The following is a 12119-nucleotide window of genomic DNA, read 5'->3' as shown; positions in this document are numbered from 1 at the left end:
CCGGCAGCGAGTTACTCTTGATTTAAATCAAGTCACGAATACATTCGGTGAGAATTGCCCCTCATCCATCCTTTTATACTGTTGCCGCGCTCACGGCACGCATGCTTGCCGGAATAAAAGGATGGGGCATGAAAAAAATAGTGGCAGTCTTATTGGCATCAAGCACCGCACTGCTGGCAGGTTGCGGCGGTGGCGGCGGCAGCGGCGATGCAGGCAATTCCAATGCTGGATCGGCGCTGGCTCCCTATGTCGGTACCTGGCAAGCGCCATGCGATGGACACGAGCGCGAGATCATGGTCGTTGCAGCCAAAGCCGATGGCAGCGGCGCCATGGAACTCAGTTCCACCACCGAAATCTATCTCAAGACCGGCTGCGGCGGCACCTTGCTGGGGACGGAAACCATGACGGCAAAGATCAGCGCGACACCGGATGGCGTGGTCGACGTTCTGGTCAAACTGACGGAAAATGGTGCCGCGAGCAACGTGCGCATCGACAAGCTGAACCTGTCCATTCCCGCCTATGCATTCAACGTCACGGGCCCTGGTGTGCAATACGTGAAGAAAGATGGCAAACAGCAATGGTGCATCGAATATGAAGGCGGCTCCACCTGCCTGCTCGACGAAGGCATGCGCCCGGCGCAAACCATCAAAGGTGGCATCGTCTTGCGCGACAACAACCTCTACACCTTCTCGCATAACGGCACCGCTTATGAACCCGACATGCTGTATGTAAAAAAATAAGCGCGTAACTTGCTGCGGAGCCCGTGGCCCCGCAGCTTCAGCGCCTCGGGTCCGTTAGCGAACATATGTGTAGAACCGAACATACATTGCGAAAATAGAAAGCTATTCTGTTGAAAAACAGGAGCTTGCCATGTCGCCCACCGCCTTTACGCTGCCATCCCACGCCGAGCTGACCGCCTTGCTGCGGCCACACGATAGCACTTTCTCCCCCGTCGAAGGCTTGCGCCGCTTGCGCGAGGCGGGACTGGACCAGCTGCCCCTGCCCGGCCACGGCGCCACTCTGCAGCGCTGGCAAATGCTGGCCGCCATCGCCGCCATCGACCTCTCCCTGCTCAAGCTGTATGAAGGCCATACCGATGCGCTCGCCATCCTGGCGGAAATCGATGGCCCCGGCGTGCCGGCCGGCAGCAGCTGGGGTGTCTGGTGTGCGGAAATGCCGGGCGCACGCGTCCGCTTGCAGCAGGCAGCCGATGGCCGCTATGTGCTCGATGGACGCAAGGCATGGTGTTCCGGCGCGAATGGCCTCAGCCATGCCTTGATCAGCTGCTGGAATGAGGACGGCCAGGCTTGCCTGGCCTCCGTGGCCCTGTCGCAGCCGGGTGTGCACGTCACGGACGAAGGCTGGCAAGCCGTCGGCATGCTCGCCTGCGCCAGCGTCGACGTGACCTTTTCCGCCGCGCGCGCCTTTCCCGTGGGTGCGCCGGGCGCATATCTGCAGCGCCCCGGTTTCTGGCATGGCGGCGCCGGCATCGCGGCCGCCTGGTATGGCGCGGCCTGCGCCGTCGCCAGCCACCTGCATGCGCGCGCGCAGCACGCCGCCCCCGATCCCGTCCGCCTGGCGCAACTAGGGAAAATCGATTGCGCGCTGCGCGCCGCCGGCGCACTGCTGCGCGAAGGCGCCGCCGAAATCGACGCACAGCCGCAGCGCGACGTCATGGGCCTGGCGCTGCGCCTGCGCCTGGCGGTGGAAGATGCCGCCACCCTGGTCCTGCACCTGGCCACGCGCGCCCTCGGCGCCGGCCCCCTGTGCCGCGATGCCCGCTTCGCCCGCCTGGTGGCCGACTTGCCCGTCTTCCTGCGCCAAAGCCATGCGGAACGCGATCAGGCCGTGCTGGGCGGCATCGTCGCCGGTGCCGAAGACCATCCCTGGGCGCTCTGACATGCCCGCCCTTCCCGATACGCATGCGCGCCGCATCGAAGGCCGCGGCACGCCGGACGACGTCTGGCTATCCTGGCCGGGGCTGAACGATATCCCCGCCATCGGCGCCCACACACTGGTGCCGCCGGGATCGCGCGCCGTCATCGTCGCGCCCCATCCCGACGATGAAATCCTCGCCTGCGGCGGCTTGCTGCAGCTGCTGGCGGCGCAGGGCAGCGAACTGCTGTTCGTCGCCGTCACCGATGGCGACGCCAGCCACCCGGGCTCCCCACTCTGGCCGCAGGAACGCCTGCGCCGCGTGCGTCCGCAGGAATCCGCGCAGGCGCTGCAGGTACTGGGGCTGGCGTCGCCCGCGTGGCTGCGCCTGCACCTGCCCGATGGCAGTGGGGAAGCGATGACGCCGCAGCTGAGCACGACCCTGGCAGCGCAGCTGCGTCCCGGCGACACCGTGTTTACCACCTGGCGCCTGGATGGCCACCCGGACCATGAAGCCTGTGGCTGGTCCTGCGCTGCGGCATGCTCGGCAAGCGGCGCCACCCTGGTGGAAATGCCCGTCTGGGGCTGGCACTGGGCCGCGCCCGGCGATGCGCGCGTACCATGGCACCGCGCGCATCGCCTGCCATTGCCGGACCAGATCCTGCAGCGCAAGCGCGCCGCCCTGCGCTGCTTCGCCAGCCAGATGGATGCCGATCCGTCTACCGGCCGTCCCGCCATCGTGGCTGGCGATGCCTTGCAGCGCCTGCTGCACGCCTGCGAAGTGTATTTTCTATGAATGCCTCGTCCATGCCAGACGACCAGCGCGGCAGCTATTTCGAGCAGCTGTACCGCCAGGATGCCGACCCGTGGCTGGTGCGCCAGCGCTGGTACGAGGAGCGCAAGCGGGCCCTGCTGCTGGCCAGCCTGCCGCAGCAGCGCTACCGCCACGCGTATGAACCGGGCTGCGGCAACGGCGAATTGACGGTCGAACTGGCACGGCGCTGCGAGCGCCTGCTGGCGGCCGATCTCTCGGCCGAAGCGTTGCGCCTGGCCCGCCAGCGCCTGCAGGACGCGGAACAGGATGCGCATGTCACCCTGGCACAGCACCGGCTGCCGCAGGACTGGCCGCGCATCCCGCCCGGCGCCGGGAAATTCGACCTGATCGTCTTCAGCGAGATCGCCTATTACCTGTCGCCGGAAGAACTGGCGCGCGTGGTCGAACACAGCATCGCCAGCCTGGCGCCGGGCGGCAGCATCGTCGCCTGCCACTGGCGCGCGCCGTTTGCGCAGCGCATCATCTCGACCGTGCGCGTGCATGCGGTCTTCCAGGACGCGCACGGTCTGCACCGGGTGCTGCGCCACGAAGAAACCGACTTCCTGCTGGAGATCTGGTCGAACGATGCGCGCTCGGTGGCGCAACGCGAGGGCTTCGCATGATAGGCGTGGTCGTTCCCGTACATGACGAGGAAGCGTGCCTGGGCGACTGCCTGGCGGCGCTGCGCTTTGCCGCCACCTGCCCGCTGCTGTCTGGCGAAGCCGTCAGCATCGTCATCGTGCTCGATGCCTGCAGCGACCAGTCGCAGCGCATCGTGCTGGCGCACGCCATGCAGGCAGACCTGCACTGGCGCCTCGACTGCATCGCCGTCAATGCCCATAACGTGGGCGCCGCACGCGCCGCCGGCGCGCAGCTGCTGCTGCAGCAAGGCGCACGCTGGCTGGCATTTACGGATGCGGACACGCGCGTCTCGCCCTCCTGGCTGAGTACCCAGCTGGGCTTGAACGCCGATGCCGTCTGCGGCACGGTGGCCGTGGACGACTGGTCGCCGCACGGGGCCAACGCCGATGCGCTGCGTGAACACTACGCCCGCACCTACACCGATGCCGACGGCCACCGCCACATCCATGGTGCCAACTTCGGCGTACGCGCCAGTGCCTACCTGCGCGCCGGCGGCTTCGCGCCATTGGCTTGCAGCGAAGACGTGGCCATGGTGGCGGCCCTGCAAGAATCCGGTGCGCACATCGCCTGGAGCGCCGCGCCGCGCGTCACGACCAGTGCCCGCCGCCATGCCAGGGCACGCGGCGGCTTTGGCGACACCTTGCTGCAGGTGGTGGCGGCGATGGAACAGTCTCCCCGCTCCTCACGCTGACATAGCCAAAAAAAATCGCCGGACCGGATGGACTCCGGGCCGGCGATCAGGGCTGGCCTGAAAGCTAACTGATTACTTGAGCGGCATGGCAATGCCGAACATCACCGACTGGCTACGCCCGCTATCCATATTCAGATTGCTGTTGTAGTCCAGGGTAATGGTCATGCCGTTCGACAGCAGCAGCTTCACGCCCAGCCCCGCCGTCCAGTTGCCCGTCTGCTGCGGCACCGTGCGGATCACGTACACGGGGCCGTCGGCCGCCAGGTCGGCATAGGCCAGGCGCGCATCGTCGGCACCCTGGAACTGGTGGCGATACTCGAGGCGCGCACGCGGGAACCACGTGCCCAGGCCGCCCACATAGATGCCCTCGGCCCGCACGCCCAGCGCGCCGATGCGCGAACGCACCGTCTGCTTGAAGTAGCTCAGCGCGTTGATGCCCGCCGCTTTCTCCGTGTACGGATCGAGCTTGGCCGACATCAGTTCCACCCGGCCATACGGCGACCACATCCACATTTCCTGGCGCATCTCGATGCCGCCCACCAGCGCGCCGAACACTTGCTTGCCGTCGCGTTCACCCGTGGCGAAACCGCTGCCATCGGTGAGGTAGCGCGACGCATCGTATTGCAAGGTACCGTAGCCGAGCACGCCGTCAAGGAAGACGCCCTTGCTCGGACGCAGGCTGCCATACACGGCCGCCACGGCGCTGTCGGCCGTGCTGCGGCTGCCGTTCTGGCCCACGTCGCTGCGGTCATGGCTGAAGCCGGCACCCACACCCAGGGTCGCTAGGTCGCTGAGGCGGTAATCGCCACCCACGCTCACGCCGTTGGTGCGGAAACGGAAGCCCGTGTCGCGGCCATTCACATAGTGCTGGCCAAAGTCCACCGCGCCGCCCAGCCACAATGCCAGGGCCTGCTTCTGCGTGTCCGGACGCTGCGGCATGTCCGGCAAGCCGTTCGTGGCGCCGCTGACATCCACCTGTTGCCGCTCGCTGCTGAAACCGGCATCGGGCTGGCGCAGGGAAGCCTTGCGCATGAACGGTTTCACGGCCGTGCCAAACACGCGATCCGCTTCCTGCTCCTGCCAGCGCGCCAGCGCCGCCGTCGGGTTGCCGCTGTCGTTCGGCGGCGTCAGGCTCAGGCCAAAGCTGGAACGTCCCCAGCCGTCGCCATGCAGGCTTTCCAGGCGCTGCGTGAAGTTCGACAGCTGCGCGCTGGCGAAACGCCGCGCCGCGTCGGCTTGCGCCGCCTGCAAGCCGATCACTTCCGGATCGACCGACGGATCGCGGCGCGCCGTCACCGTCACGTTGACCACGCCCGGCTTCGAGGTGGCAAAGGCATTGCTCAGGGTGTAGCTGACCACCGCTGCGCCGGCAAACTTGCCCGAGGCCGCAAAGCTCAGCTGGTACGACGGCTTGCCGGCCGTGCCCACATCGCGCACCACCGCCTTGCCCGCCTCCGCCGGCGCCACGCTCAGTACATTCGCCGCCGTGAACGGACCGCCCGTGGCGCCCGCCGTCAGGTCCACATTGACCGTCAGACCGGCCACCACCGTGGCGCTCTGGCTGGCCACCTGCGGCATCGGATTGACGGAAATCGTCGACGTCACCGGCGCCGAGGTGCCGAACACGTTCGACACGGTGTAGCCGATGCTGATCTGGCCGCTGGTATTGATGCCTGGCGTGTAGACGATGTCCATGCCATTCACCACTGCCGTGCCGCTGGCCGGCTGCGTCGTGATGGCCACGGCCGTGAACGGGCCGCCCGTGGCGCCTTGCGTCACGGGCAGGGTCACCGGCGTGCCGGCCAATACCGTGACCGTCTTGGCGACAGGTACCGGCACCGGCTGCGGCGCCACCGTCACACTGACCGTCGCGGGCGCGGACGTGCCGCCCGGCCCGGTCGCCGTGTAGCTGAAGGCGTCAGGACCGAAGTAGTTCGCATTCGGCACATACGTCACCTTGAAGGAGCGGCCGCTGCCGCCCCCCGCCGCGCCGCTCGCCACCACCGTGACGCGCCCATGCTGCGGCGGCGTGACGATGGTCACATCGGTGATCGGGCTGCCATCCGTGGAAGCGATGGTCAGGCTCACTTCCTGGTTGGCCGAGGTCGTCGCCGTTTCATTCGGCACCGGCGGCGGCGCCTGGTTCACTTGCAGGGTCAACGCTTGCTGCACCGTGAACTGGTGCGCGTCCTTCGCTTGCAAGGTGAAGTTGTAGCTGCCCGCCACCGTCGGCGTGCCGCTGACGATGCCGGTCGCCGCATTGAGCACCAGGCCGCTTGGCAAGGCGCCGCCGCTCACGGAGTACGCATACGGCGCGATGCCGCCGGCCGCCGTGAATGTCTGGCTGTAGGCATCGCCGGCACGGATTGCCGCCAGGCTGGCCGGCGTCAGTGTCAGGACCGGTGCCGCCACTGCCAGGGTATAGCTGTTGCTCGCGCTGAATGGCGCGCCCACGCCTGTGCTGCTATCGGTGACCTTGATGCTGAACGGGAAGCTGCCCGCCACATTCGTCGTGCCGGACAGTACGCCCGTGGCCCCGTTCAGGCTCAGGCCAGCGGGCAAGGTACCGCTGCTGACGCTGAAGGTGTACGGCGCCGTGCCGCCCGTCGCCGAGAGGGTCGCGCTGTAGGCCGCTTCCGCCGTTGGATTGGACAAGGTGGCTGGCGTCAGGCTGACCGTCGCCGAAGACACCACCAGGGTATAGCTTTGCGTGCCGGTAAACAGATGCGCATCGGCCGCCTGCACGGTCAAGGTAAAACTGCCGGCTGCCGTTGGCGTGCCGCTCAGCAAGCCGCTGCTGCTCAAGGCGAGGCCCGCTGGCAGGCTGCCGCCCGACACCGTGTAGGCATAGGGAGCGACGCCGCCGCTGGCCGACAGTGGCTGGCTGTACGCCGTGGCCACTGTCGCCGCCGGCAAGGTGGCCGGCGTGAGCGTGATCGTCGGCGCGGAAACGGCCACCGTATAACTCTTGCTCGCGCTGAACGGCGCACCCGCGCCCGTGCTGCTGTCGCTGGCGCGCAGGCTGAAAGTAAAGCTGCCGGCCACATTCGTCGTGCCGGACAGCACACCCGTGGCAGTGTTCAGGCTCAAGCCGGCAGGCAGGCTGCCGCTGGTCACGCTGTAGGTGTACGGCGCCATGCCGCCCGTCGCCATGACGCTGACGCTGTAGGGGGTTTCCGCCACGGGATTGGGCAAGGTGGCCGGCGTCAAGCTGACCGTCGGCGCGCCCACGGTGACTGTCACGGTGGCCGGCGCCGAGGTGCCGCTGGCATTCGTGGCCGTATAGGTAAAGCTGTCGCTGCCGCCGTAGCCGGTCGTCGGCGTATACGTGATGCCGGTACCGCTGGCCGTCGCCGTGCCGTGAGCGGGTAGCGACGCCACTGCCACGGAGGCCGCCGCGCCGCCGCCCAGGTTCAATGGAACCGGGTTGGCGCTGCTGCCGTAGGCCACCGTCGTGGTGACGGCGCCGGCCACGGGCACGGCGATCGCCACCGTGCCGGAATAGGCATGCACGCCTGTATACGGTCCGCTGCCGGTGCTGCTGTCTGTAGCAGTGATGCTGAAGCTGTAGGCGCCCGCCACCGTCGGCGTGCCGGACACGGTACCGTCCGCCGCCAGGCTCAGGCCTGTCGGCAGGCTGCCAGCCGTCACGGCATAGCCATACGGCGCCGTGCCGCCCGTGGCGGTGACGCCCTGGCTGAAGGCGACGCCGGCCGTCATGGCCGGCAAGGCCGCCGGCGCGATGCTGATCGCCGGTACCGCCACCGTCAGCGAATAGGCGCGCGCGCCCGCATATGGACCGCTGCCCGTCGAACTGTCCGTGGCCCGCACGGTGAAGTTGAAGGTGCCGCCCGCCGTTGGCGTGCCAGCCAGCAGACCGGCATTCGACAGGCTCACGCCGGCCGGCAAGGCACCGGCGCTGATCGCGTAGGCGTACGGTGCCAGGCCGTTCCCGGCCGTCAGGGTCTGGCTGTAGGCCGTGCCGACTGTTGCACCAGCTACGTTGGTTTGCACAATCGTCACGGTCGGCGTGCCCACCGTGATGCTCACGGTGGCCACCGCCGAGGTACCGATGCCGTTGGTGGCCGTGTAGGTAAAGCTGTCTGGCCCGCCATAACCGGCCGTCGGCGTATATGTAATGCTGGTGCCGCTGGCCGTCGCCGTGCCATGCGAGGCGCCGGAAGACACGCTTACCGAGGTCGCCACACCGCCGCTCAGGCTCAAGGCGATCGGGGTGGCGCTGCTGCCGTAGGCCACCGTGGCGCTGACATTGCCGGCAATGGGCGCACCCGGTGCCACGCTGCCGGAATAGGCGCGTGAGCCCGAGAAGGGAGCGCCTGCGCCGGTGCTGCTGTCGGTCGCGGTGACGGTAAAGCTGTACGCGCCCGCTGCTGCCGGCGTGCCGGACAAGGTGCCGTCCGCCGCCAGGCTCAGACCCGTCGGCAAACTGCCCGCAGTGACGGCATAGTTATATGCTGCCGTCCCGCCGGTGGCGGTAATGGCCTGGCTGAAAGCGACGCCGGCCGTCATTGCAGGCAAGGCAGGCGGCGCTACCGAGATCGTTGGCGCCGCCACCGTCAGCGAGTAGGCCTGCGTGCCGGCATACGGGCCGCTGCCCGTCGAACTATCCTGGGCGCGCACGGTGAAATTGAAAGTACCGGCAGCCGTCGGCGTGCCTGACAGTATCCCGCCGCTGGACAGGCTGAGGCCTGCCGGCAAGGCGCCTGCGCTGATCGTGTAGGTGTAAGGCGACGTGCCGCCCGCGGCCGTCAGAGTCTGGCTGTATGCCGTGCCGACTGTTGCGCCCGACACGCTGGTTTCCACGACAGTTACCGTTGCCACGCCCACCGTAATGGTCACGGTGGCCGGCGCCGAAGTACCGACGATATTGGTGGCCGTGTAGGTGAAGCTGTCAGGGCCGCCATAGCCGGCCGTCGGCGTGTAGGTGATGCTGGTGCCGCTGGCCGTCGCCGTGCCGTGCGAAGCGCCGGAGGCGATGGCCACCGAGGTCGCCGTGCCGCCGCCAAGTGACAAGGGGATCGGGGTGGCGCTGCTGCCGTACGCCACCGTGGCGCTGGAACCACCCGCAACTGGCGCACCGAAATAGGTGAACTGGTCCGCCGCACTGGTGGCGCTGGTACCGCCAAGCGTGGTCACGCGCACATCCACCGTGCCCGTGCCGCTTGGCGCCGTCGCCGTGATCTGCGTGGCGCCGTTGACGGTGAAGCCGGTGGCCGCCGTGGCGCCGAACGTCACGGCAGTCGCACCGCCCAAATTCGAGCCCGTGATGGTGACCGTGGTGCCGCCGGTAGCAGGGCCCGTGGCAGGCGAAATACCGCTCACCGCCGGTGCGGCCACATACGTAAACTGGTCCGCTGCACTGGTGGCGCTGGTGCCGCCAGCGGTGGTGATGCGCACGTCCACGGTACCCGTGCCTGCGGGCGCCGTCGCCGTGATCTGCGTGGCGCTGTTGACGGTAAAGCCGGTGGCCGCCGTGGCGCCGAAGGTCACGGCTGTCGCGCCGCTGAAATTCGAACCGCTGATGGTGACCGTGGTGCCGCCGGTAGCCGGACCGGCCGTCGGCGAAATGCTGCTGACCACCGGTGCCGCCACATAGGTATATTGATCGGCCGCGCTGGTGGCGCTGGTGCCGCCCGTCGTGGTGACGCGCACGTCCACCGTGCCCGTGCCGCTTGGCGCCGTCGCCGTGATCTGCGTGGCGCTGTTGACCGTAAAGCCGCTCGCCGCCGTGGCGCCAAACGTCACCGCCGTGGTGCTGCTAAAGCCCGTACCCGTGATGACGACGCTCGTGCCGCCGGTGGCCGGACCGGCTGTCGGCGAAATGCTGCTGACTGCAGGCAGCGTCACGTAAGTAAATTGATCGTTGGCACTGGTGGCGCTGGTGCCGCCCACCGAAGTGACGCGCACGTCCACCGTGCCAGCGCTGCCGGCCGGCGCCGTGGCCGTGATCTGCGTGGCGCTGTTGACGGTGTAGCCGGTGGCCGCCGTGGCGCCGAACGTCACGGCTGTCGTGCCGCTAAAATTCGAGCCGGTGATGATGACCGTGGCGCCGCCGGTCGTAGGTCCTGAAGTGGGCGAAATGCTGCTCACCACCGGCCGTGCCACATAGGTAAATTGATCGGCGGCGCTGGTGGCGCTGGTGCCGCCCGCCGTAGTGACGCGCACGTCGACCGTGCCAGCGCTGCCGGCTGGCGCCGTGGCCGTGATCTGCGTGGCGCTGTTGACCGTGTAGCCGGTGGCCGCCGTGGCGCCGAAGGTCACCGCCGTGGTGCTGCCAAAACCCGTGCCGGTGATGGTGACGGTGGTGCCGCCGGTGGCCGGGCCGGCCGTGGGCGAAATGCTCGTCACCGTCGGTACCGCCACAAAGGTGTACTGGTCCGCCCCGCTGGTGGCGCTGGTACCGCCCGTCGTGGTGACGCGCACGTCCACCGTACCGGTACCGGCAGGCGCCGTGGCCGTGATCTGCGTGGCGCTGTTGACCGTGAAGCCGGTGGCTGCCGTGGCGCCGAAGGTCACCGCTGTAGCGCCGGTAAACCCCGTGCCCGTAATGGTGACGCTCGTGCCACCAGCGGCAGGACCTGCCGTGGGCGAAATGCTGGTGACCGTTGGCGCAGGAATATACGTGAACTGGTTGGCAGCGCCGGTGGCGCTGGTGCCGCCAGTCGCGGTGACGGTCACGTTCACGGTGCCAGCACTACCGGAAGGCGACGTGGCGGTTATGGTCGTGGCATTGACGACGGTGACGGAGACGCCATTATTGGCGCCAAACTTCAGCGCCGTAACGCCCGTAAAGCCGGTACCAGTAATGGTGACGGCCGTGCCGCCGGTCGCAGGGCCGGATGCAGGCGACACGCCGGTGATGGTCGGCGGCGGCTGGGCGTTGATCACCAGGGAATAGCTTCTGGACGTGTTGTACGGTCCATTGCCGCCCGTGACATCCGTCGATTTGATCACAAAGTTATAGGTGCCCAGGGCGCTCGGCGTACCCGATAACAAGCCGCTGGAGGACAGGCTCAGGCCAGGCGGCAAACTGCCCGACTCCACCACATAGGTAAAGGGCGCAGTGCCATTCAAAGTGGACATCTGCTGACTGTAGGGCGCCGACAGCCCGCCGGCCGCCAAGGTGGTGGGCGTGATGGACAAGATCGGTATGGCGACCGTCACGGAATAATTCTTGATGACTACCTGCGGCGTGCCTGCCGTCGAATCGGTGACCTTGATGCCAAACGCAAAGGAGCCGGTAGCCGTCACGGTGCCGGAAATCACGCCGCTCGCCGATACGCTAATGCCAGGCGGCAAGGTGCCGGAGTCAAACGCATAGCTGTAGGGGGCCACGCCGCTGCTCGCCGACATGGCCTGGCTGTACGGCACGCCAATCACGGGCGCCGTCAAACTGCCCGGCGCCACGGTGAAGGCAGCCGCTGCGGGCAAGACGGTCACCGTGAAAGTGATCTCTCCTTGCGACTCATCGAGCAGCACAAACGTATCGGACAGCGCGCCATCTCCATTATTGGTATAGGTCGCCTTGTTGTCCTGATTGTTGGTGAGGCCGGTAATCGTACCGTGCAATGCCGTGGCGGAATTATCGTTCAGCCCAAAAGTATTGCAGCTCGACAAGTCGATGATGTACGAGGCACCCGAGGCAACTGTAAAACTCTGATTCGGAGGGCAGATAAGGCTCGGGCCTGCCGCCTGCGCGGGCGTGGCGCCGAACGCCAGCATCAGCAGGCACAACGAAGCAAGCCAGTGCACGAAACGGCCGGATACTGGCAGCCTCTCAGCGGCACTGTTTGGCATTCGCCCCTTGTTTCCGGCAAAAAAGGCAAGCAGGAAAGAAAGTGCCGGACGGGCGCCAATATCGTTGCAAATACGCAACATAATTTCTCCAATACAGTGTTTTTTAAATAAAAAATGCACATAAATCCAGGCTGCAAGCGATGCCTATCCAGGCTCTTCTACAGTGCCAACAGATGTTGACGCTTGCCATATGACAACGTATGCTAACCCGAGATTTCAATAAAGTAACTATAACAAAAAGGGTTTTTTAAAACGCAATATTGGTTGCAAATGGAAAAT

6 protein-coding genes are annotated in these 12119 nt (G+C 66.8%); 5 read left to right on the top strand and 1 reads right to left on the bottom strand.

Annotation, left to right across the window (positions count from 1 at the left end; translation table 11 throughout):
* Window positions 1-47 precede the first annotated feature (47 nt).
* The 5 genes from IGS58_RS06300 (at window position 48) to IGS58_RS06280 (ending at window position 4022) form a co-directional block, all read left to right on the top strand.
* Window positions 48-740: a hypothetical protein gene (locus tag IGS58_RS06300; RefSeq protein WP_230520892.1), complete on the top strand. Its 693-nt coding sequence runs from the start codon at window positions 48-50 to the stop codon at window positions 738-740.
* Window positions 741-870: 130 nt separating this feature from the next.
* On the top strand, window positions 871-1899 hold the full coding sequence (locus IGS58_RS06295; RefSeq protein WP_099388501.1) for an acyl-CoA dehydrogenase: 1029 nt from the start codon (window positions 871-873) through the stop codon (window positions 1897-1899).
* Between the two features lies 1 nt (window position 1900).
* Window positions 1901-2671, top strand: coding sequence for a PIG-L deacetylase family protein (locus IGS58_RS06290; RefSeq protein WP_230520891.1), 771 nt, complete (start codon window positions 1901-1903; stop codon window positions 2669-2671).
* 11 nt (window positions 2672-2682) lie between these two features.
* Window positions 2683-3312: a class I SAM-dependent DNA methyltransferase gene (locus IGS58_RS06285; protein ID WP_070254110.1), complete on the top strand. Its 630-nt coding sequence runs from the start codon at window positions 2683-2685 to the stop codon at window positions 3310-3312.
* Window positions 3309-4022 carry a glycosyltransferase gene (locus IGS58_RS06280; RefSeq protein WP_230520890.1) on the top strand — a complete coding sequence of 238 codons (714 nt, stop codon included), beginning with the start codon at window positions 3309-3311 and terminating at the stop codon, window positions 4020-4022. The genes IGS58_RS06285 and IGS58_RS06280 overlap by 4 nt, the downstream gene beginning before the upstream one ends.
* A 72-nt stretch (window positions 4023-4094) precedes the next feature.
* Here the strand turns inward: IGS58_RS06280 and IGS58_RS06275 are convergent, their stop codons facing one another.
* On the bottom strand, window positions 4095-11795 hold the full coding sequence (locus IGS58_RS06275; RefSeq protein WP_230520889.1) for a putative Ig domain-containing protein: 7701 nt from the start codon (window positions 11793-11795) through the stop codon (window positions 4095-4097).
* Window positions 11796-12119 lie beyond the last annotated feature (324 nt).

The sequence above is a fragment of the Janthinobacterium sp. EB271-G4-7A genome (assembly GCF_020858075.1).
GTDB lineage: Bacteria > Pseudomonadota > Gammaproteobacteria > Burkholderiales > Burkholderiaceae_D > Janthinobacterium > Janthinobacterium lividum.
Note: the sequence above shows the minus strand (reverse complement) of the source record. Positions and strands in the feature narration are given on the sequence as shown.

Bases quoted from the DNA above. Each gene is read 5' to 3' on its own strand.
- IGS58_RS06280 (WP_230520890.1), top strand. From the start codon at position 3,309: ATGATAGGCGTGGTCGTTCCCGTACATGACGAGGAAGCGTGCCTGGGC.
- IGS58_RS06285 (WP_070254110.1), top strand. From the start codon at position 2,683: ATGCCAGACGACCAGCGCGGCAGCTATTTCGAGCAGCTGTACCGCCAG.
- IGS58_RS06295 (WP_099388501.1), top strand. From the start codon at position 871: ATGTCGCCCACCGCCTTTACGCTGCCATCCCACGCCGAGCTGACCGCC.
- IGS58_RS06290 (WP_230520891.1), top strand. From the start codon at position 1,901: ATGCCCGCCCTTCCCGATACGCATGCGCGCCGCATCGAAGGCCGCGGC.